The sequence below is a fragment of the Adlercreutzia sp. ZJ473 genome (assembly GCF_013185065.1).
In the GTDB taxonomy this organism is placed as follows: Bacteria; Actinomycetota; Coriobacteriia; order Coriobacteriales; family Eggerthellaceae; genus CAAEEV01.
Genome location: NZ_JAAVTO010000040.1, coordinates 1 through 20385 on the forward strand (window position 1 = coordinate 1; position 20385 = coordinate 20385).

Sequence of the window (20385 nt, forward strand, 5' to 3'; positions counted from 1 at the left end):
GCCCGCCCCGCGCCCCGCACCTCGCGAACCCGCCGCCGCCCGCTGCGCCCCTCCGCCCGCCCCGCCCGTGGAGCGCGTGAGAAGCCTCCGAATCCGGCTTCCTGAGCGAGGCGATTCGTCATACAATGCAATCTGCCCAAAACGAGCACGACCGTAAACGAGCACGAGCGCGCCGCACCCCCTTCGCAAGACGCGGGCGCGGCGCCCGAGGGAAAGGTGCAGACCCATGCGCATCAGCATCGCAAGCGACCACGCGGGCTTCGAGCAGAAGCAGCGCCTCGTCGACTACCTGGCCGCCGAGGGGCATGACGTGGCGGACCGCGGCCCCGACTCCGACGCGCGCGTCGACTACCCGGACTACGCCGCGCTCGTGGCCCGCGACGTGGCGCGCGGCGACGCCGAGGCCGGCGTGCTGGTGTGCGGCACGGGCATCGGCATGGCGGTGGCGGCCAACAAGGTGCGCGGCATCCGCGCCGTGAACGTCGTCAGCACGCAGTTCGCCGCCCTCGCGCGCGAGCACAACGACGCTAACGTGGTCACGCTGTCGGGCCGCTTCGTCGAGCTCGAGGAGAACGAGCGCATCTTGGACGCGTTCCTCTCCACTGGGTTCGGCGGCGGGCGCCACGCGGGCCGCGTCGAGAAGATCATGCAGCTCGAGGACAACTAGCGCGACGCAAGCGACGCAAGCGACGTAAGGAGACCATGCCCCATGACCTTGGAATTCCTCGCCCAGACCGATCCCGAGGTGCGCGCCGCGCTCGCTGACGAGCTCTCTCGCCAGCGCGGCAGCATCGAGCTCATCGCGTCGGAGAACTTCACCTCGCGCGCCGTGATGGAGGCGGTCGGCAGCGTGCTCACCAACAAGTACGCCGAAGGCTACCCGTCCAAGCGCTACTACGGCGGCTGCGAGAAGGTCGACGTGGTGGAGAACCTCGCGCGCGACCGCGCCTGCGCGCTCTTCGGCGCGAAGCACGCCAACGTGCAGCCCCACTCGGGCGCGAGCGCGAACTTCGGCGCGTACCTGTCCCTCGTCGAGCCGGGCGACGTGGTGCTCGGCATGAGCCTCGACCACGGCGGGCACCTCACGCACGGCTCGCCGGTGAACTTCTCGGGCCTTCTGTACCGCATCGCGTCCTACGGCGTGGACCCCTCCACCGAGCTCATCGACTACGACGAGGTCGAGCGCATCGCCAAGGAGGTGCGCCCGAAGGTGCTCGTGGCCGGCGCCTCCGCCTACCCGCGCGTCATCGACTTCGAGCGCATGGCGCGCATCGCGCACGAGGTGGGCGCCTTCCTCATGGTGGACATGGCCCACATCGCGGGCCTGGTGGCCACCGGCGCGCACCCGAGCCCGGTGCCGCATGCCGACGTGGTCACCTCCACGAGCCACAAGACGCTGCGCGGCCCGCGCGGCGGCTTCATCCTCACGAACTCCGACGAGATCGCGAGGAAGGTCGACAAGGCGATCTTCCCCGGCGCGCAGGGCGGCCCGCTCATGCACGTGATCGCCGGCAAGGCCGTGGCCTTCGGCGAGGCGCTTACGCCCGAGTACGCCGCCTACGTCGACCACGTGGTGGAGAACGCGCGCGCGATGGGGCAGGGCATGGCCGACGGGGGGCTGCGCCTCGTGTCGGGCGGCACCGACAACCACCTGTGCCTCGTGGACCTCACCCCCGCGGGCGTCACCGGCAAGGACGCCGAGCGGCTGCTGGAGGGCGTGGGGCTCACGGCCAACAAGAACACCATCCCCAACGAGCAGCGCTCGCCGTTCGTCACGAGCGGCATCCGCGTGGGCTCGGCGGCGGGCACGACGCGCGGGCTCGGCGCAGACGACTTCTACCAGGTGGGAGAGCTCATCGCCCGCGCGGTGTTCAACGCCGGCGACCCCGGCGTGCTCGCCGGCGTGCGCGCCGAGGTGGACGGCATCCTCGAGGCGCACCCGCTCTACCCGGGCTTGGAGTACTAGCTTTTCGCCTATCGGGAGGACTTTTCGGGTGGGCGGCGCGTCATCGGATCGAAGCCGAGCCGTCGCCTGCCGCTCACCCGAAAATCATGCGGGTTTGTTATGGAGCCTTCGCAAGTTCTTCACATTCCGCTATGATACGGAAGGCTCTGATAGGGCGCATTGTGTGCAGAGACGAACGAGAAAGTGAGCTATGGCGATAGCAGTCATCGTGGCGATCATCGTGGGCTTCGTGAGCCTCATCCCGTTTCGGGTGGCCACGAAGAAGATCCGCACGGTCAACCCCACGCATTCCATCGACGTGCTCGCCCCGTTCCTGCTCACCATCATCGCGTCGTTCGTCATCCTCATCGTGGGCATGATCGCGTGCAAGCTCATCGCGCCTGACGTGGTCGTCGCCTACTCAGTAGCCGAGCTTCTGGCGTTCGTCGTCGGGGTTATCGTCTTCGGCTTGGTCTTGTCGAAGCGTCGATAGAGAAGGGTAAAGGAGAGGTACATGGCTTTTGAACTTACGGGCAATCCCCTGGCGGATATCGCTGGCCCGATTGAGGAGCTGAGCGAGTCGTTCAACTCCACGTTCGTCGTCGACTTCGGCAACGGCTTCGGCATCACGCAGTACACCGTGTGGATGTGCATCATCTGCGTGATAGTGCTGGCGGTCGTGCTCGCCGGCGTGCGCAAGGTCGACATCGCGCCGAAGGGCAAGTTCGCCGGCCTCATCGACTGGGGGTACGACGCCATCTGCCGCAACATGGGCGAGGGCGCCATCGGGCACGGCTACAAGAAGCACATCCCGTTTCTGGCCACGCTGTTCTTCTTCATCTTCATCAGCAACGTGATCGGCCTCATCCCGGGCACGAAGACCCCGACCGGCTCGCTGTCCGTCACCTGGGCGCTCGCTCTGGTGTCCTTCATCTACTTCAACTTCTACGGCATCAAGGCGAAGGGCGGCCTGGGATACCTCAAGTCGATCGCCCCGTCCGGCCTTCCCGTGGTGATGGTTCCGATCATCTGGTTCTTCGAGTTCTTCTCCCTGGTCGTCCGCCTGCTCACGCTGGCCGTCCGACTCTACGGCAACATGTTCGCGGGGCATGTGATCCTCGGCGTGTTCGCCATCATGACCCAGTTCTTCATCCTGGACCTCATCAACTTCGCCAATCCCGTGGGCGTGGCGTCCATCGCCTGGTTCGCGTTCTTGTTCATCATGTACGTGCTCGAGTGCCTGGTCGCGTTCTTGCAGGCTTACGTGTTCACCATCCTGTCGGCGGTCTACGTCGGCCTGGCGACGTCCGAGCACTAAGCGCCCCGCGCCCCGCGCGCACAGCGCCCGGGCGGCAGGCCCGCGCGCTCGAAGCGGACTTCGTCCGCACCCCTTGCTTCGGTTTCACCAGCGTAATCCTTGCGCTGAGAGACATATGTACAAGTGTTTTTGAGAAACAGGCTCAAAAACGGTAAAAGGAGGAAACTGTGGAAATTACAATGGTTCTCGCTGCCCTCAAGGTAGTCGGCTACGGCATCGGCACCCTTGGCCCCGGCATCGGCCTCGGTCTGTGCGGCTACGGCCTGTGCATCGGCTCCGCGCGTCAGCCTGAGATCGCCGGCAAGCTGTTCACCAACGCCCTGATCTTCGGCGCTCTGGCCGAGGCTCTGGCGCTCATCGGCTTCGTTCTCACCTTCATCTTCTAAAGACGCCTGATCGTACGATTACATCAAGCTTTAGGAAAGAAGGTGGATAAGTGAAAGCGAAACTGAACAAGAAGTTGGCAAAGGCCGGTGCCGCTGCAGCTGCTGCAGCAAGCCTTGCGTGTGCTTTCCCCACCCTCGCGTTCGCTTCTGAAAAAGAGGGCATCGCGGTGCTCATTCCCGATATGAACGAGTTCATCCCGATGCTCGTCGCCTTCGTTATCATTCTCGTCATCCTCGCGAAGTTCGGCTGGCCGGTGATCGACAACATCGTCACCAAGCGCGAGAACAACATCAGGGAAGCCCTGAAGAAGTCCGAGGAAGCGCAGATCGAGAGCGAGCGTGTGCTTGCGGAGTACCAGAAGCAGCTGGCTGACGCGAAAGCGCAGTCCGCGCAGATCATGGCTGAGGCTCGTGCCACGGGCGATGCGGTCAAGGCTGACATCACCGCCAAGGCCCAGGCCGAGGCCGCTGACATGATCGCCAAGGCGAAGGTGGCCATCGAGGCCGAGAAGAAGCAGGCTATCGCCGACCTTCAGGCGTCTGTCGCTGACACCTCGGTTGACGTTGCCGCGCGCTTGATCGGTGAGGACCTCACCGAGGGCGAGCATCGCCAGATCATCGAGCGCTACGTCAAAGAGGCAGGTAGCTTCAATGCCAACTAATCGTCTTGTCGTCAAAGAGGAAGTTGCTGCGTACGCCGCCGTCATGTTTGACGCCGCGAACGAAGCTGGCGGGCAGGATGCCGTGCTCGAGGTGCGCAACCAGATGGAGGAGATCATCCACCTGATGCACTCCGACATGGACCTCTCCGGGGCCCTGTCTGACACCTCCTATGCCCCTGAGCAGCGCAACGCGCTTGCCCACGCGGTGTTCGCCGAGTGCAACCCGGCGTTCACCGAGGTCATGGCGGTCATGGCAGAGCGCGGGGACGCGGATCTTCTGAATCGCGTCTTCGCAGCCTACGGGGACGAGCTTGATACCAAGCTGAATTTGTGTGTGGTAGACGTTACGACCGTCGTTGCACTCGACGACAACCTGCGCCACATCATTATTGAGAAAGCTGAGGCCGAGCTGGGAAAGAAGGCGGTGCTGCGCGAGCGCATCGACCCTTCCATCTTGGGCGGCATCATCATGAGCGTGAACGGCAAGCGCATCGACGCGAGCGTCATCTCGCAGCTGAACAACGCGCGCCACGTGCTCAAGGAAACAACAGATGGAGGTGAATGCTAGTGACTGAAATCACCGCTCAGGCTATTGACGCCGCACTGCGCAAGCAGCTTGACTCGCTGAACGTCAGCGTAGAGTCCCGCGAGGTCGGCACGGTCATCCAGGTCGGCGACGGCATCGCGCGCGTCGACGGTCTGCGTGACGCCATGGCCGGTGAGCTTCTCGAGTTCGTCGGGGAGGGTGGCAAGACCGTCTACGGTCTGGCCCAGAACCTCGAAGAGGACGAGGTAGGCGCCGTTCTTCTCGGTGACGTCACCGCAATCAAGGAAAACGACCAGGTCCGCACGACCGGCCGTATCGTGGAGGTTCCCTCGGGCAAGGGCATGCTCGGCCGCGTGGTGAACCCCCTGGGCATGCCGATCGACGGCAAGGGCCCCATCAAGGCCGAGGGCATGCGCCCCGTCGAGTTCAAGGCTCCGGGCGTCATCTCCCGCCAGCCCGTGCACGAGCCCATGCAGACCGGCATCCTGGCCATCGACTCGATGATCCCGATTGGCCGCGGCCAGCGCGAGCTCATCATCGGCGACCGCCAGACCGGCAAGACCGCTATCGCGATCGACGCCATCATCAACCAAAAGGGCACCGACATGATCTGCATCTATGTCGCTGTCGGCCAGAAGGCCTCCACGGTTGCCGGCGTCGTCGAGACCCTCGAGCGCCACGGCGCCATGGAGAACACCATCATCGTGGCTGCCTCCGCGTCCGACTCGGCGCCGCTGCAGTACATCGCGCCGATGGCTGGCGCCGCCATGGGCGAGTTCTTCATCTACAACGGCGAGGACGGCAAGCCGGCCTCCAAGGAGAACCCGGGCCGCGCGGTCCTCATCGTCTACGATGACCTGTCCAAGCAGGCGGTGGCCTACCGCCAGATGTCGCTGACCCTGCGCCGCCCGCCGGGACGCGAGGCTTACCCGGGCGACGTGTTCTACCTGCACTCTCGCCTGCTCGAGCGCGCGGTCAAGATGTCCGAGGAGAACGGCTCCGGCTCCATGACCGCCCTGCCGATCATCGAGACGCAGGCCGGCGACGTGTCCGCCTACATCCCGACCAACGTGATCTCCATCACCGACGGCCAGATCTTCCTGCAGACCGACATGTTCTTCCAGGGCCAGCGCCCCGCAGTCGACGTGGGCATCTCCGTGTCCCGCGTAGGCGGCTCCGCGCAGATCAAGGCCATGAAGCAGGTTGCCGGCTCCCTGCGCCTCGACCTCGCGTCCTACCGCGAGCTCAAGGCGTTCACCCAGTTCGGCAGCGACCTCGACAAGGCCACCCAGGACCAGCTGACCCGCGGCGCCCACATGACCGAGCTTCTGAAGCAGGGCCGCTACTTCCCGATGCCGGTTGCCGAGCAGGTTGCCGCCATCTACGCGGGCAACGAGGGCTTCCTCGACGACCTGCCGCTCGGCGACGTCGTGCGCTTCCGCAACGAGCTGCTCGACTACCTGCGCGCCTCCAAGCCGGAGGTCCTCGCGGCCATCGTCAAGGAGAAGAAGCTGACCGACGAGATCAAGGCTGACTTGACTGCCGCCATCGAGGCATTCAAGAAGTCCTTCGCGACGACGGCATAAGGGACGGTCACTATGCCCAACCTTCACGACATTGAAAGGCGTATCAACTCCGTCACCTCGACGAAGCAGATCACGCGCACCATGGAAATGGTTGCTGCTGCAAAGATTCGCCGCTCGTCTGAGCGGGTGGCGAACGCCCTGCCGTGGGCATGCGCCATCTCGGACATGCTCATCAGCACGGCGAAGTACGCGCCCATTGACTCCGAGCCTCTTCTGCAGACGCATGCGGAGGTCAAGCGCGCCCTCATCGTTGTGGTGACGTCTGACCGCGGCCTTGCTGGCGGCTTCAACAGCAACGTGCTGCGTCACGCCGAAAAACTCATCAAGGAGAAGGAGCGTCAGGGCGTCGAAGTCGAAGTGGCCGCCTGTGGCAAGAAGGCCATCGGCTACTTCAGCTACCGTGGCATCAAGCCGGTGTTCGAGTTCGCAGGGCTATCCGCTGACCCGACGTACGAGCAGGCAGCCGAGCTGTCGATCTACGCCGGCGACGGCTACCATTACGGCAGGCTCGACGAGGTCTACATCGTGTACAACCACGCGAGGAACGCTGCCGAGCAGACGCTGGTCGAGCAGCAGGTCCTGCCGATCAACCAGCAGTCCTACGCTGAGCTCTTAGGGCTCACGCCCAAGGAGGAGGACGTCCTTGACGCCTACCGCGACAAGGACGAAACCATCATGGGCGACATTGATTTCGAGCCTGATGCCGAGTCGGTCATGTTCTATCTGATGCAGGCGTACTTGCGCAACGCGTTCTTCTACGCCCTTCTCGACTCGGCCTCAGGTGAGCAAGGCGCTCGCCGCAACGCAATGAAGTCGGCAACTGACAACGCGACCGAGATGGTCTCGACCTTGACCCGCGTGTACAACCGCGTGCGCCAGGGTGCAATCACCACCGAGATCACCGAGATCGTTGGCGGTGCCGCAGCTTTGGAGGAATAAATGGCTGAAACTAACGAAAAGACGGTCAGCCAGGGTGCCACGGGACGCGTTGTCCGCATCGTTGGCGCTGTTGTGGATGTGGAGTTTCCGCCGGACCAGATGCCGGCCATCTACAACGCCCTGACCGTTAACGCAAAGACCCCGTCGGGGGAGATCAGCACGGTGCTCGAGGTGCAGACGCACCTCCCGGGCGACTTGGTCCGCACCGTCGCCATGTCTTCGACCGACGGCATGGTGCGCGGTATCGAGGCTGTCGACACCGGCGCCCCCATCATGATGCCCGTGGGTCCCGCGACCCTGGGCCGCATCTGGAACGTCATGGGCGAGCCGGTTGACGGCAAGCCCATGCCCGAGAACGTCGAGTGGCTGCCGATCCACCATCCGGCACCGGCGTTCGACACCCTGACCACCACGACCGAGGTGTTCGAGACCGGCATCAAGGTCATCGACCTCATCGAGCCCTACGTCAAGGGCGGCAAGACGGGCCTGTTCGGCGGCGCTGGCGTCGGCAAGACCGTGTGCATCCAGGAGCTCATCAACAACCTCGCCCAGGAGCATGGCGGCACGTCCGTGTTCACCGGCGTGGGCGAGCGCACCCGCGAGGGCACCGACCTGTTCCTCGAGATGAGCGAGTCGGGCGTCATCAACAAGACCTGCCTGGTCTACGGCCAGATGAACGAGCCCCCGGGAGCGCGCCTGCGCGTCGGCCTGGCGGGCCTGACCGAGGCCGAGTACTTCCGTGACCAGGGCCAGGACGTTCTGCTGTTCGTGGACAACATCTTCCGCTTCACGCAGGCCGGCTCCGAGGTGTCCGCGCTTCTGGGCCGCATGCCCTCCGCCGTGGGCTACCAGCCCACGCTGGCAACCGAGATGGGCGACCTGCAGGAGCGCATCTGCTCCACCACCACCGGCTCCATCACCTCGGTGCAGGCCGTCTACGTTCCCGCTGACGACCTGACCGACCCGGCTCCGGCCACGACGTTCACCCACCTCGACGCGAAGACGGTTCTGTCCCGCTCCATCGCCGAGCTGGGCATCTACCCGGCCGTCGACCCGCTGGAGTCCACCTCCCGCGCGCTCGACCCCGAGATCGTCGGCGAGGAGCACTACCGCGTGGCCGTGGGCGTGCAGCAGATCCTCCAGCAGTACAAGGACCTGCAGGACATCATCGCCATCCTGGGCATGGACGAGCTCTCCGAGGAGCAGAAGCTTACCGTGAACCGCGCGCGTAAGATCCAGAAGTTCCTGGGCCAGCCGTTCCACGTGGCCGAGGTGTTCACGGGCAACCCGGGCAAGTACGTGCGCGTTGAGGACACGGTGCGCTCGTTCGCCGAGATCCTCGACGGCAAGTGCGACCACATCCCGGAGCAGTGCTTCGTGTACAAGGGGGCCATCGAGGACGTCTACGCTGCCTACGAGGCTATGCAGAAGGATGAGGACTAATGGCTACGCTCCACTGCACAGTGGCTATTCCTACGCGTGAGCTGTTCTCGGGCGAGATCTACTACGCGAACATCCCGGGCATCGACGGCGCCTACGGTGTCCTTCCGGGCCATGAGATGCTCGTGGCGACGAACAAGTCTGGCGGCGTCCTCACCATCAACCTCGATGCTGCGGGCAACGACCAGAAGAAGTTCATCCTGTACCAGGGTGCTGCCCAGGTCTACAACGACGTGGTCACGGTGCTCGGCCGCTTCGGCAAGGACGTCGAGATGATCGACGTCGCCGAGATCCGCCAGAAGGCTGATCGGCTGCGCCTGCGCCTCGAGGGGCTTGAGAAGAAGCCGCACCCCGACAAGCAGGACGAGGCTGAGCTAAGCACAGGCCGCGTCAAGCTGGAGTGGTACCAGATGCAGCTTGACTACGCGAACGGATCCACTAAATAAAAACCTCTAACCGAGAGCCTGTTTGAGGGGCCCGCGCCGCAAGGCGCGGGCCCCTTCATTGTCGGGGGAGGGCGCGGGCGCGCGCAGGCGCCGCTCGGTCAAACTCATGCAAACCTCACCGTTTGTTCGCCTCGAATGCTGGTATCATGACACGCGAACGTAAGTTGGCTTTTTCGCGCACATCCTCCCTAACTCCAGCATGCGCACACGCGATACGTAAGCGAGGCGGTACCCCCATGGCTTTCGTCCATCTGCACAACCACACCGAATACTCCCTGCTCGACGGCGCCACCCACGTGAAGGACATGGTGCGCCGCGCAGCCGACCTCGACATGCCGGCGGTGGCCATCACCGACCACGGCGTGATGAGCGGCGTGCCGGAGCTGTGCGACGCGTGCGCCGCGGTGGAGAAGGAGACGGGCAAGAAGGTCAAGCCCATCTACGGCTGCGAGGTGTACTTCACCACCGACGAGGAGCTGCGCACCGACGTCAAGCCGCGCCTCTACCACCTGCTGCTGCTCGCGAAGAACAACGAGGGCTACCACAACCTGCTCAAGCTCGTGAGCGAGTCGCACGTCGACAACTTCTACTACAAGCCGCGCACCACCTTCTCCATGCTGCAGAAGTACGGCCACGGCATCATCGGCTCGTCGGCCTGCATCGCCGGCATCATCCCGAAGCTCCTGGACAACCGCCAGTTCGACGACGCGGTGGAGTGGGCGCGCCGGTTCGCGAGCTGCTTCGACGAGGGCGACTTCTACATCGAGCTGCAGAACCAGGGCATCCGCACGGACGCGGGCTTCACGCAGACCGAGCTCAACCACCTGCTCACCGACGTAGCCCGCGCCGCGGGCCTCAAGACCATCGCCACGAACGACTTCCACTACCTTCTGCAGGAGGACGCCCGCGCGCAGGACATCATGCTGTGCATCGGCACAGGCTCGCTCGTGAACGAGACGAAGCGCATGAAGTTCGCCAACGACCAGTTCTACATGAAGACGGAAGCGGAGATGCGCGAGGCGCTGCGCGACTTCCCCGAGGCGTGCGACAACACCGTCGAGGTGGCGAGCAAGGTCAACGTCGAGCTCGAGCGCGACTCCATCCTGCCGCGCTTCCCCCTGCCGGAGGGCGAGACGGAGGAGAGCTGGTTCCGCAAGCGCGTCGACGAGGGCCTCGTCCACCGCTACGGCGAGCCGGTGCCGCCCGAGGTGCGCGAGCGCGCCGACTACGAGATGGGCATCATCATCCAGCAGGGCTTCCCGGCGTACTTCCTCATCGTGCAGGAGTACATCGAGTGGGCGCGCAGCCAGGGCATCGGCGTCGGGCCGGGCCGCGGCTCGGCCGCAGGCGCCATCGTGGCGTACGCCATGGGCATCACCGACCTCGACCCGCTCTCGAACGGCCTGCTGTTCGAGCGCTTCCTGAGCCCCGAGCGCGTGGAGATGCCCGATATCGACGTCGACTTCGAGGACGAGCGCCGCGGCGAGGTCATCGAGCACATCAAGGAGGTGTACGGCGAGGACCACGTGTCGGGCGTCATCACGTTCGGCAAGCTGCAGGCCAAGAACGCCGTGCGCGACGCGGCGCGCGTGCTCGACTACCCGTACTCCACGGGCGACAAGATCACCAAGATGATCGGCGACGAGCTCGGCATCACCATCGACAAGGCGCTCGACACCAACCCCGACCTCAAGAAGGCCTACCAGACCGAGGAGGACGTGAAGGCCGTCATCGACGCGGCCAAGTCCATCGAGGGGCACGTGCGCGGCGAGGGCGTGCACGCGTGCGCCACCATCATCTGCCGCGACCCCATGAGCGACCACGTGCCCATGAAGCGCGACACCAAGGGCGGCGGCATCATCACGCAGTACGACGGCCACTACACGCCTGACCTGGGCCTGCTCAAGATGGACTTCCTGGGCCTGCGCACGCTGGGCGTGCTGTCGCGCGCCTGCCGCAACATCGAGGCGCGCTACGGCGCCAAGGTGGTCCCCGAGGAGATCCCCACCGACGACGAGGGCGCCTTCGCGCTCATGCGCGCGGGCAACATGGACGGGCTGTTCCAGGTGGAGGGCGCGCTCTACGTGAGCCTGTTCGCGCGCCTCCCACCGCACCGCTTCTCCGACATCGTGGCCTCCATCGCGCTGAACCGCCCGGGCCCGCTCGAGTCGGGCATGGTGGAGGACTACATCAAGGTGGCCTCCGGCAAGACGGCCATCCACTACTACGATGACCGCCTGCGCCCCATCTTGGAGGAGACCTACGGCACCATGGTCTACCAAGAGCAGATCATGCAGATCTCCATGGCCATGAGCGGCTTCTCCGCCGGCAAGGCCGACAAGCTGCGCAAGGCCATGGGCAAGAAGAAGCTCGACGTCATGCGCGCCCTGCAGGAGGACTGGAACACCGGCGCGGTGGAGAACGGCTTCTCGCTCGAGATCGCGAAGCAGATCTGGGAGGACGCCGAGAAGTTCGCGAAGTACGCGTTCAACAAGTCGCACTCGGCGGCGTACGCCATCCTGGTCATGCGCACGGCGTACTTGAAGGCGCACTACCCGAACGAGTTCATGGCCGCCGTGCTGTCCAGCTACATGGGCAACACCGACCGCCTCATCAAGTACATCGCGAGCTGCAACCACAACGGCACGCCCGTGCTGCCGCCCGACATCAACTCGTCCAACGCCGAGTTCACCCCCGTTGACGAGGGCATCCGCTTCGGCCTGGTCGGCGTGCGCGGCGTGGGCAAGAACGTGGCCGACGCCATCATCGCCGAGCGCGAGGCGAACGGGCCCTACACGAGCCTGCACGACTTCGTGAACCGCCTCGACGCCAAGTGCTACAACCGCAAGACGCTCGAGGCGCTCATCAAGGGCGGGGCGTTCGACTCCACGGGCTACACGCGCAAGCAGCTCATGCACTTCGTGGACGAGACGCCGCTGCTCGAGGGCGCGGCCAAGCGCCAGAAGGACCGCGACGCCGGCCAGATGGACATGTTCAGCATGTTCGCCGACACGGACGACTCCTTCAAGGAGGACGTGCCCGAGCCCGACGGCGTGGAGTGGGACAAGCGCACGAAGCTCGCCTACGAGAAGGAGATCATGAAGATCTACGTCTCGGAGCACCCGCTGGCGCCGTACGAGGGCGCGATCGCCCGCATGACGAAGTACCAGCTGGGGGACTTGGCCGAGCGCACGAAGGAGATCAAGAGCGCCACGTTCGTGGGCATGATCTCGAACGTGGTGGTGAAGCTCACCAAGCGCGGCACGAAGATGGCCACGTTCACGCTCGAGGACACCACGGGGCACGTCGAGTGCATCTGCTTCAAGTACGACGACTTCTCCGAGGTCATCCAGGAGGACGTGATCGCCAAGGTCAAGGGCAAGTTCGAGCACAGCGACCGCGGCAACCAGATCATGTGCTTCGAGCTGGAGTCCATCGAGCTGTCTGACGAGGACGCGCGCCCCGCGCACCTTGAGCTGCGCATCTCCTCGGCCGAGTTCGACCAGAACCGCAGCCTGCGCCTCAACCGCATCCTGAGGTCCTACCCGGGGCGTGACGGCGTGGTGCTGTTCGTGCAGCAGTCCGACGGCCGCAAGTTCCGCGCCGAGCTTCCCGTGAGCGTGGACGCGCGCAGCCCCATCATGCGCAGCGAGCTCTCCGAGCTCTTCGGCCGGGCCGTGTAAGGGGAGCGAGGCTGCAACAATAGTCCTGAACAGCCGTTTTGAGCCGTTGTTCACTGGGAGGAAATGCAAGAAGCCCACCGCATATTGTGGCGGGCTTCTTGTTGACGGGACTTTTGCCGCAGCTTCGTCTGCTTGCTATTCGACCGGTTCGTAGTAGACGTCGAGCACGGTCTGGTAGACGGAGTCCTCATCGAGGATGAACTGCTCCCAGGGGCTCTCGTCATTGTGCACGGGCTCGCCCTGCAGGCTCGTGAGGTCTAGGCTGTCGATGCCGCTGCTGATCACCGTTGACGCAAGGTAGCTGAACTCCGCAGCGCCGAGGTTGGTGGTGGAGTACGCGGACATGGCGTTGAAGAGGTCGAGGAGCACGGTGGGATTGCCCTTCGCCGCCTCGAGGGCCTGCGAGGCCAGTGCGGTCACGAACTGCTGCTGGCGCGCCTGACGGTCGAGCGCCGTGCCGTATTCGGTCGAGTCGCGCCATGACACGTAGCGAAGCGCCTCGTCTCCGAAGAGCGTCACCGTCTCGCCCTGCTGGATGCTCGTTTCGGGGATGGTTTGCAGCGCCTCTATGGTGACGCCGCCGACCGCGTCGGCGAGGGCTGGGATGGCTGACATGCTCATGGTGTAGTAGTAGCTGAGCGGGATGTTGTAGAGGATGCGTGAAGCGGCCGTGCACACGAGCTCGCTGCTCTCCTCGTCGGTCGTGCCGTAGGCGTAGGCGAGGCTTATCTGCAGGCGCCTCGTGTCATAGAGCTCGTTAGTGCCATGGTAGTTGCGGTTGACCTCGACCATCGAGTCGCGGGGGATGGAGATGCCCGTGATCTTTCCGGTCTCGGTGTCAAGTGCCACCACCATGATGACGTCGGCCTGCCCGTTGAATCCTTCCTCTGGCGCGGTGCTCTCCTGGTCGTTGCCGATGACGCAGATGGACACGATGTTCTCGTTGAGGCGGTACGTCGCGCCGTTGTACTCGACGGTCTTTCCCTCGTCGTGCGAGACGGCGCTCTCGTTCGTCGCGATGTCACCAGCCTCTTGGAGAAGGTTGCTTCGCCCGGCGTTGATGAGGTACGCGGCCATCGCTCCGACGGCGACGACGGCAAGGACGATGATGATGCCAGCGATGATCGCCGCGCGCTTGACCGTGCGCGCATGCTGCGGCTTGCGCTCCGAGGCGGCTTCTGGGGAAGCCGTCTCGGAAGCGGGCTGGGGCCATGGCGGCAGGTAATCCCGGTCGATGCTCTCGGAGGCGCGCTGCGGCTGCACGCGGCTCCGACCGGCCTCCTCGGAAATGTGCTGGGGTTGAGACGTGCGCTGGGGCTGGGGCTGTTCGGCGGCAGGCCTTACGTGCCGCGCGCGCGATATCTTCGCGTCTTGGCTACTCGGTTGCTTGCGCATCGACCAGAACTCCCGTGACGATGTAGCGCGCTGCGGCATTGGCAGGGCGCGTGCAGGTGCTCAGCTGGACGATGGTGTCCTCGCCCGCGGTGAGCTGCTCTCCCTCGCGAACGTTCTTCACCATCGAGTGAGGGTTGACGACGTAGTCGAAGTACGCTTGGACGATTGCCGGGTCGCTGAAGTCGAACGAGTTCAGGATATGGCGGTTGTCGTACTCGTAGGCCGACACGATCTCGTAGGTGAGCACCTGCTTGGGCGTGTAGATGTAGAAGTTCGGGTGGCTGTTGAAGAACTCGGCGTCCTCGAAGTTGTGCAGCGTGCCGAACATCTCGTCGCGCCATTCCTGGTTAACCTCGAACGTGTGCCCGTAGAGGACGGTGACCGGGTCGGTGAAGCTGGTGCTGTTGGCGGACTGCGAGTAGACGGCGCCGAGCTCTGACTCGTCGCCGTGGGCGTCGTGGATGAGGTAGTAGTTGTCAGCGACGGCGTTCTGCAGCACGGGAAGGTTGACCTCGGTATCGGGGACGTAGATCCACGCGTACACGTCGGAGTTCTCCTCCTGCAGGGCGGCGAAGTCGATGGGGTTCTCAGCCTTCTCCTCAGAGGGGAGGGCGGGGACGTCATTGGCGTCGAGCGAGTCGACGTGCGGTTTTTCTCCTGCAGCGGGGCTGCAGCCTGCCAGGCAGAGGACGAGCGCCGCTACGAGGGCGGCGACGGCTGCGAGACGGGCCGCATGCGCGCGCAGCTTTGCGGGGAGAAGGGGCGATGTGCTCATGGTGGGTCTCCTTTTGTGACGTGAAGGCGTACTGTCTTCTTGCTGCTTGAGCGGGGGGGGGAGGCGCGGAGCACGGGCCTCGCTGCTCAAGCAGCAAGAAACCAGTACGCAAAGGAGAGGCCTGCTTGCGCAAGCCTCTCCTTCAGCTGGTCTCCGGTGAGAGGGGGATGGGCTCTTAGAGCGCGTCGCCCGTCTGCGGGGAGGTGGCGCCGTTGTCGACAGCGATAACGGCGGTCTTGGCAGCCTTGGCCACGTTGGTGGTTGCATCGGCGGCAGGAGCGTCGGTGGCGGGAGGAACGTCGGCAGCAGGTGCAGGCTCGACGTACTTCTCACCAGTCAGCGCAAAGGTGACGGTGGACAGGTTGTCCATGGTGAGCGTTACTTCACCATTCTCGTCGACGGGGAGGTAGAACCACTCGGGATCGCTGCCATCGCCATGCTCGACGTAAACATAGCAGGCGTAGCCTGTAGCGTTCTCATAAGTCTGCCAGGCGACGGTGACAACGCTGCCGGCCTTGTAGTCCTTGGAGGTGATCTCAAAAGACTGCACCTTCGTATACTTTTTGGAGTCATCGAAGTTGGAGGCCTTCTTGTCGGTCAGCTTAATCTCGACATCCTTGGTGTCCTTGAGAGCGACCTTAGCAAAATAGTACTCGCCGTTCGCATCGGTGCCTGCAGCTTGTCCCACGACCTTGTTGAGTTCCGGATAGTACGTTGCGTCCTGAATAAAGACCGTATTCGGCTCAGGGGCGAGATACTCGTCCGGAGCGTCTGGATGCGCGGTGCCCGGCTTGTCGGCGCTCGGCTTGTCGGGGGTGTTCGTCTGCTCCACACTCTGGGTGCCTTTGTTGCTGCCGTTGTCCCCAGCCTCGCCCGCGGCAAATGCCAGCGTCGGCATGGACAGCGCGAGCGTAGCAGCGCAGGCTACGGCTACAAATTTCTTACGCATGCGTTTCCTTCTTTCTCTTAGGGTTTACTGCGCGCACGTAAACGTACAACCAGAATTTTAGGTGTCGGGGGAGGGGCGTTTCAAGCTTGGCGGGCCGCCCGCTTCATCGCGCCGAAGAACTGATGTTTTTTTCGTCACGTAAGTCGACGCTTTGGCCTAATATGTGCAGATTATGTGAAGCTCCTGATGGGAGGCGAGCTTGGCGAGCCACCGGGCTCGTCTGACGAAGAGCGCCTCGATGCGCTCGGCTTTGCGGGCCGCCTCGCGTTCTCGCGTCTATCCCCGTATGAGGGCGTTTGACAAAACACCTGCTCAGGCACTTGAACAGTGCCGCATGAGCCTATAGCGCACAGTATTAGATCACCCTTTTTCATACGTGCTTCGGTACGGAGGCCCCGCGTCTCGCTGGTAGCCTGCGGCCTGTGGATGAGAGTCGTCCACTCGCACAGCGCAACACGGTGCGGAGTCTTGAGAAAAGGATACTCACATGTGCTTCAGACCACCTTCATTTGACGAGATGATGACGACCTGCCCCTCGTGCGGTCAGTTCAACCCGCCGACTAACGCCAAGTGCAAGAAGTGCGGCGCCGACCTCACGCCGCCCGAGAGCGCGGCCCCCAAGGCCCCGGGGGCCGCTCCCGTCGCGCCCGGCGCCCCGAAGGCCCCCGGCGCTCCCAAGCCTCCTGCGGCCAAGTAGCAGGAATCCCGTTGGTTTTTCAGGTGCGGCTGCGCGCGATGAGCCGAGGAGTAGCGACGGCTGCGCCCTTGATCCCGGCAAACCCCATGCCCTATCATAAGGTGCTCGACGATGCGGCAGGGGCTCGCCGCCCGCCTTGGCGCGCGCAGCCTCGCGAAAGCGCTGTCTGACGCTCACACGCGGAAGCGTCCATATGGAAACAAGCGCTCACGCGGAGACGCTCACACGAAGGAGAAGGGCACACGATGCAAGGGCATGACCTCACGCTTTCATGTACGGTGGCGTATGACGGGGCGCCGTTCTGCGGGTTCGCGCGGCAGCCGGGGCAGCTCACGGTGCAGGGCGAGCTCGAGCGCGCGCTCGCCCTGCTGTTCCGCCGCGAGGTTCCCACGACGTGCGCGGGGCGCACCGACGCGGGCGTGCACGCGCGCGGCCAGGTGGTGAGCTTCGACGTCGACGCGGCCGAGCTGCGCGACCGCACGCCGCACAGCCTGCGGCGCTCGATGAACGCCCTCACGCACGAGGGCATCGTCGTGCGCGCGGTCGAGGAGCGCCCGCGCGGCTTCTCGGCGCGCTTCGACGCCGTCGCGCGCGAGTACCGCTACCACATCTGCACGGGCGACGTGCCGCCCATCTTCATGCGCGACTTCTCGTGGCACATTCCCGCGCCGCTCGACGTGGGGGCCATGGAGGCCGCCGCCGCGCACCTCATCGGCGAGCACGACTTCAAGAGCTTCTGCATGGCGGCGAGCGCCGTGGGCAAGCCCACGTGCCGCAACGTGAGCGAGGTCTCGTTTTCGCGCGAGCGCGTGATGGGGGAGGACGTGCTCGTCATCACGGTGGTGGGGAACGCGTTTCTGCACTCCATGGTGCGCACGATCGTGGGCACGCTCGTGATGGTGGGGCGCGGGCAGCGCGAGCCCGGCTGGGTGCGCGACGTGCTCGCGGCGCGCGACCGCACGGCGGCGGGCGAGAACGCGCCGGCGCGCGGCCTCGTGTTCTGGCAGGTGAGGTACTGATGGCGCCGCACGGCGGCGGGTGCGGGGACGTCGGCATGGGCGGCGCGGACGCGGCGCCTGCCGAGGAGCGCTTCGGGCGCGAGCGCCCTGTGCCCCCCGCCACGTTCAGCATGCTCTACGAGAGCCATGACGGCCGCCTGTGCCTCTTCGAGGACGAGGACGGACATCTGACCTCCGTCGACGCCTCGAAGCTCGTCTAGGGGAGCGCGCCCGCTCGATGCGGCAGCCCGCGCGAAAGCGAGGGGCCGGATCTCCGGCCCCCTTCGCGTCACTCTTCCCGCTATGACACGGCCTGCGCGGCCTCCTCGGCGCTGCCCACGTGCGCGCCGCCGAAGTAGATCTTGTGCCACATGAGGAACATGTAGATGATCCAGATCTTGCGGCTGCGGTCGGCGCCGGCCCGGTGCTCGTCGAGGAGCTTCAAAAGCTCGTCGACGTTGAAGAACCGCTGCGCGGTCTCGCTCGTGAACCACGCGCGCACGAGGTCGTAGTAGCGCTCCTCGCGCAGCCAGCTCACCACGGGCACGGGGAACCCGAGCTTCTCCTTCTGCGCCCAGTCCGGGGGGATGGCGCGCTCGGCGGCCTCGCGCAGCGTGAGCTTGGTCTGCTCGGCGTCGACCTTCAGGCGCGTGGGGATGGTGCGCGAGACGTTGAACACCTCCTTGTCCAGGAACGGCACGCGGCTCTCGAGCGAGTGGGCCATCGACATCTTGTCGGTCTTGAGCAGGATGTCGCCCACGAGCCAGAAGTACAGGTCCACGTACTGCATGCGCGTGGTCTCGTCGAGCCCGGCCGCCTCGGCGTACGCGGGCGCGGTGAGCTCTTGGGGGGACGGCCCGCTCACGGGGCGCTTGAGCAGCCGCGCGCGCTCCTCGGGCGTGAACGCCACGCCGTTGGCGTTGGTGTAGTACCAGTCCTCGCACGTCTCGCTCGCGCGCTCGAGGTAGTTCGCGCCGCGGAGGTGCGCCGCGCGCATCACCTTCGACGCGCCGCGCAGAAGCCCCTTCGGCGCCCACGCCACCTTCTGGTTCGCGAAGGGCACCTGGTAGATGCGGTAGCCGCCGAAGAACTCGTCGGCCCCCTCGCCCGAAAGCACGGCCTTCACCTGCTTCGCGGCGATCTGGTCCACGAAGTACAGGGCCACGGCGCTCGGGTCGGCCGAGGGCTCGTCCATGTGCCACTGCACGGCGGGCAGGCTCGCCCAGTACTCATCCTCGCCGATGTGCTTGCTCGCGTTCGCGATGCCGAGCTGGTCGGCCAGCTCGGCGGCCCAGCTGATCTCGTCGCGCTCGCCCTCGTACTCGGCGAACCCCACGGTGAACGTCTTGATCGCGGGGTTCTCCTTCGCGAGGCACGCCGCCATGTAGCTCGAGTCGATGCCGCTCGACAGGAAGCTGCCCACCTCCACGTCGGCCACGTTGTGGTAGCGCACGCTCTCGCGCATGGCGTCGTCGATGGCGCCCACCGTGTCCGCGCGGCTGCGCCCCTCGTCGAAGTCGTAGTCGGGGCGCCAGTAGCGCGTGGTCTCGAGGCGCCCGTCGGCGTGCACGCGCAGGCAGTGGGCGGGCGCGAGCTTGAAGATGCCCTTGAAGAACGTCTCGGGCAGCGCCGAGAACTGGAAGCACAAGTAGCTCTCGAGCGCCTCCTCGTTGAGCGCGCGGGTGTAGGCGGGGTGCTCCAGGATGCACTTGATCTCGCTGCCGAAGATGAACTGCGCGCCGCGGTCCGTGCGTTGCAGCGTGTAGTAGAACGGCTTGATGCCGAAGAAGTCGCGCGCGCAGAAGAGCTCGCGCGCCTCGGCGTCCCAGATGGCGAAGGCGAACATGCCGCGCAGGCGGTTCAGGGCCGCCTCGCCCCAGGCGAGGTAGGCCACGAGCAGCACCTCGGTGTCGGAGTTGGTGGAGAACTCCCAGCCGTCCGCCTCGAGCTCGGCGCGCAGGTCGCGGTAGTTGTAGATCTCGCCGTTGAACACGATCGCGTGGCGGCCGCGCGCCATCCCGCGCGCCTCGCCCTGGATGAAGCTGCCGTCGGCGGCGAGCGCGGGGGAGGTCACCGCGCTTACGTGCTCGCCGGTGGCGCGCACCATGGGCTGGTTGCCGCCCTCGAGGTCGATGAGCGAGAGGCGGCGGTGCCCGAGCGCGATGCCCGCGTCGAGGTACTGGCCCTCGCCGTCAGGCCCGCGATGCGCCATGACGTCGCACATCGACTTCAGGGTGGGCAGATCTTCGGGCGCCGCGCCCGTGAAACCGCAGATACCGCACATAGCTTGCAAGCTCCTTCGCCAGGGTCCGCCCACCGGGCGGGCCTCTCGTCTTTTCGCAAGACTTCATGATACCGCGCGCGGCTGGCGCCGTGGCGGCGCGTCATGCAATGCGCATAGGTTCGGCGCGGGATTCAGCGCGCAGGGCCTCTGGCTGCCTCCGGCCGTCCCTGGCGTCCCGACTGCCTCGACCGCTTACGATCGTTCTGACGACTTCCGACGCCTCCGTCCGCCCCTAGCCGTCGACCGCCCGACCGCCCGCGGGCTTCGCGGAATCGTTTCGGAAATGTTTGGCAACTTGGACGCATGCGGGCCCGTTCGCCGCTATAATCTGATGG

19 protein-coding genes are annotated in these 20385 nt (G+C 65.2%); 15 read left to right on the forward strand and 4 right to left on the reverse strand.

Going from position 1 to position 20385, the window contains the following annotated elements; all coding sequences use genetic code 11:
* Window positions 1-226: 226 nt before the first annotated feature.
* The 12 genes from rpiB to dnaE all read left to right on the forward strand — a co-directional run bounded on the left by rpiB (window position 227) and on the right by dnaE (window position 12952).
* Complete coding sequence (rpiB, locus tag HRL41_RS08425; RefSeq protein ID WP_172136391.1) at window positions 227-667, forward strand: ribose 5-phosphate isomerase B; 441 nt, start codon at window positions 227-229, stop codon at window positions 665-667.
* A 42-nt stretch (window positions 668-709) separates the two neighbouring features.
* Window positions 710-1966 carry a serine hydroxymethyltransferase gene (gene glyA / locus HRL41_RS08430; RefSeq protein WP_172136392.1) on the forward strand — a complete coding sequence of 419 codons (1257 nt, stop codon included), beginning with the start codon at window positions 710-712 and terminating at the stop codon, window positions 1964-1966.
* Window positions 1967-2156: 190 nt separating this feature from the next.
* On the forward strand, window positions 2157-2438 hold the full coding sequence (locus HRL41_RS08435; protein WP_172136393.1) for a hypothetical protein: 282 nt from the start codon (window positions 2157-2159) through the stop codon (window positions 2436-2438).
* Between the two features lie 21 nt (window positions 2439-2459).
* The gene (gene atpB / locus HRL41_RS08440; protein ID WP_165172082.1) at window positions 2460-3263 is read left to right on the forward strand and encodes a F0F1 ATP synthase subunit A; all 804 of its coding nucleotides are present in this window, start codon (window positions 2460-2462) and stop codon (window positions 3261-3263) included.
* Between the two features lie 167 nt (window positions 3264-3430).
* Window positions 3431-3649 carry a F0F1 ATP synthase subunit C gene (locus HRL41_RS08445; RefSeq protein ID WP_206214578.1) on the forward strand — a complete coding sequence of 73 codons (219 nt, stop codon included), beginning with the start codon at window positions 3431-3433 and terminating at the stop codon, window positions 3647-3649.
* Window positions 3650-3816: 167 nt separating this feature from the next.
* The gene (gene atpF / locus HRL41_RS08450) at window positions 3817-4311 is read left to right on the forward strand and encodes a F0F1 ATP synthase subunit B (protein ID WP_371808824.1); all 495 of its coding nucleotides are present in this window, start codon (window positions 3817-3819) and stop codon (window positions 4309-4311) included.
* Complete coding sequence (gene atpH / locus HRL41_RS08455) at window positions 4301-4879, forward strand: ATP synthase F1 subunit delta (RefSeq protein ID WP_172136395.1); 579 nt, start codon at window positions 4301-4303, stop codon at window positions 4877-4879. Before atpF ends, atpH begins: the two co-directional genes overlap by 11 nt.
* Window positions 4873-6444: a F0F1 ATP synthase subunit alpha gene (gene atpA, locus HRL41_RS08460; RefSeq protein WP_172136396.1), complete on the forward strand. Its 1572-nt coding sequence runs from the start codon at window positions 4873-4875 to the stop codon at window positions 6442-6444. Before atpH ends, atpA begins: the two co-directional genes overlap by 7 nt.
* A 12-nt stretch (window positions 6445-6456) precedes the next feature.
* Entirely contained in the window at window positions 6457-7383 is a 927-nt protein-coding gene (gene atpG, locus HRL41_RS08465) for an ATP synthase F1 subunit gamma (RefSeq protein WP_165172094.1), read from the forward strand.
* On the forward strand, window positions 7384-8826 hold the full coding sequence (gene atpD, locus HRL41_RS08470) for a F0F1 ATP synthase subunit beta (protein ID WP_172136397.1): 1443 nt from the start codon (window positions 7384-7386) through the stop codon (window positions 8824-8826).
* Entirely contained in the window at window positions 8826-9269 is a 444-nt protein-coding gene (locus tag HRL41_RS08475) for a F0F1 ATP synthase subunit epsilon (protein WP_172136398.1), read from the forward strand. The genes atpD and HRL41_RS08475 overlap by 1 nt, the downstream gene beginning before the upstream one ends.
* Before the next feature lie 236 nt (window positions 9270-9505).
* Window positions 9506-12952 (forward strand): DNA polymerase III subunit alpha, encoded by a 3447-nt coding sequence (dnaE, locus tag HRL41_RS08480; protein ID WP_172136399.1) that lies wholly within the window; start codon window positions 9506-9508, stop codon window positions 12950-12952.
* Window positions 12953-13087: 135 nt separating this feature from the next.
* Here dnaE and HRL41_RS12470 read toward each other — a convergent pair whose 3' ends face one another.
* From HRL41_RS12470 to HRL41_RS08495, 3 genes are all read right to left on the reverse strand, one after another.
* The gene (locus HRL41_RS12470; RefSeq protein ID WP_172136400.1) at window positions 13088-14215 is read right to left on the reverse strand and encodes an LCP family protein; all 1128 of its coding nucleotides are present in this window, start codon (window positions 14213-14215) and stop codon (window positions 13088-13090) included.
* A 112-nt stretch (window positions 14216-14327) separates the two neighbouring features.
* Window positions 14328-15122: a class B sortase gene (locus HRL41_RS08490; RefSeq protein WP_172136401.1), complete on the reverse strand. Its 795-nt coding sequence runs from the start codon at window positions 15120-15122 to the stop codon at window positions 14328-14330.
* Window positions 15123-15297: 175 nt separating this feature from the next.
* The gene (locus HRL41_RS08495) at window positions 15298-16071 is read right to left on the reverse strand and encodes a hypothetical protein (RefSeq protein WP_172136402.1); all 774 of its coding nucleotides are present in this window, start codon (window positions 16069-16071) and stop codon (window positions 15298-15300) included.
* A gap of 487 nt (window positions 16072-16558) precedes the next feature.
* Between HRL41_RS08495 and HRL41_RS08500 the strand changes: the two genes are divergently transcribed.
* The 3 genes from HRL41_RS08500 to HRL41_RS08510 all read left to right on the forward strand — a co-directional run bounded on the left by HRL41_RS08500 (window position 16559) and on the right by HRL41_RS08510 (window position 17987).
* On the forward strand, window positions 16559-16768 hold the full coding sequence (locus HRL41_RS08500; RefSeq protein ID WP_172136403.1) for a hypothetical protein: 210 nt from the start codon (window positions 16559-16561) through the stop codon (window positions 16766-16768).
* 245 nt (window positions 16769-17013) lie between these two features.
* On the forward strand, window positions 17014-17787 hold the full coding sequence (gene truA / locus HRL41_RS08505) for a tRNA pseudouridine(38-40) synthase TruA (RefSeq protein WP_172136404.1): 774 nt from the start codon (window positions 17014-17016) through the stop codon (window positions 17785-17787).
* A complete protein-coding gene (locus HRL41_RS08510; protein ID WP_172136390.1) occupies window positions 17787-17987 on the forward strand; it encodes a hypothetical protein in 201 nt (66 codons plus the stop codon). The genes truA and HRL41_RS08510 overlap by 1 nt, the downstream gene beginning before the upstream one ends.
* A gap of 80 nt (window positions 17988-18067) precedes the next feature.
* On the opposite strand, the gene asnB is transcribed toward HRL41_RS08510, so the two are convergent.
* Complete coding sequence (gene asnB / locus HRL41_RS08515; RefSeq protein WP_172136405.1) at window positions 18068-20050, reverse strand: asparagine synthase (glutamine-hydrolyzing); 1983 nt, start codon at window positions 20048-20050, stop codon at window positions 18068-18070.
* Between the last annotated feature and the right edge of the window lie 335 nt (window positions 20051-20385).

What these genes read in the sequence shown, in the direction of transcription:
- rpiB (WP_172136391.1), top strand. Translation starts at nt 227, where the DNA reads ATGCGCATCAGCATCGCAAGCGACCACGCGGGCTTCGAGCAGAAGCAG.
- glyA (WP_172136392.1), top strand. Translation starts at nt 710, where the DNA reads ATGACCTTGGAATTCCTCGCCCAGACCGATCCCGAGGTGCGCGCCGCG.
- HRL41_RS08435 (WP_172136393.1), top strand. Translation starts at nt 2,157, where the DNA reads ATGGCGATAGCAGTCATCGTGGCGATCATCGTGGGCTTCGTGAGCCTC.
- atpB (WP_165172082.1), top strand. Translation starts at nt 2,460, where the DNA reads ATGGCTTTTGAACTTACGGGCAATCCCCTGGCGGATATCGCTGGCCCG.
- atpH (WP_172136395.1), top strand. Translation starts at nt 4,301, where the DNA reads ATGCCAACTAATCGTCTTGTCGTCAAAGAGGAAGTTGCTGCGTACGCC.
- atpA (WP_172136396.1), top strand. Translation starts at nt 4,873, where the DNA reads ATGCTAGTGACTGAAATCACCGCTCAGGCTATTGACGCCGCACTGCGC.
- atpG (WP_165172094.1), top strand. Translation starts at nt 6,457, where the DNA reads ATGCCCAACCTTCACGACATTGAAAGGCGTATCAACTCCGTCACCTCG.
- atpD (WP_172136397.1), top strand. Translation starts at nt 7,384, where the DNA reads ATGGCTGAAACTAACGAAAAGACGGTCAGCCAGGGTGCCACGGGACGC.
- HRL41_RS08475 (WP_172136398.1), top strand. Translation starts at nt 8,826, where the DNA reads ATGGCTACGCTCCACTGCACAGTGGCTATTCCTACGCGTGAGCTGTTC.
- dnaE (WP_172136399.1), top strand. Translation starts at nt 9,506, where the DNA reads ATGGCTTTCGTCCATCTGCACAACCACACCGAATACTCCCTGCTCGAC.
- HRL41_RS08490 (WP_172136401.1), bottom strand. Translation starts at nt 15,122, where the DNA reads ATGAGCACATCGCCCCTTCTCCCCGCAAAGCTGCGCGCGCATGCGGCC.
- HRL41_RS08495 (WP_172136402.1), bottom strand. Translation starts at nt 16,071, where the DNA reads ATGCGTAAGAAATTTGTAGCCGTAGCCTGCGCTGCTACGCTCGCGCTG.
- HRL41_RS08500 (WP_172136403.1), top strand. Translation starts at nt 16,559, where the DNA reads ATGTGCTTCAGACCACCTTCATTTGACGAGATGATGACGACCTGCCCC.
- truA (WP_172136404.1), top strand. Translation starts at nt 17,014, where the DNA reads ATGCAAGGGCATGACCTCACGCTTTCATGTACGGTGGCGTATGACGGG.
- HRL41_RS08510 (WP_172136390.1), top strand. Translation starts at nt 17,787, where the DNA reads ATGGCGCCGCACGGCGGCGGGTGCGGGGACGTCGGCATGGGCGGCGCG.
- asnB (WP_172136405.1), bottom strand. Translation starts at nt 20,050, where the DNA reads ATGTGCGGTATCTGCGGTTTCACGGGCGCGGCGCCCGAAGATCTGCCC.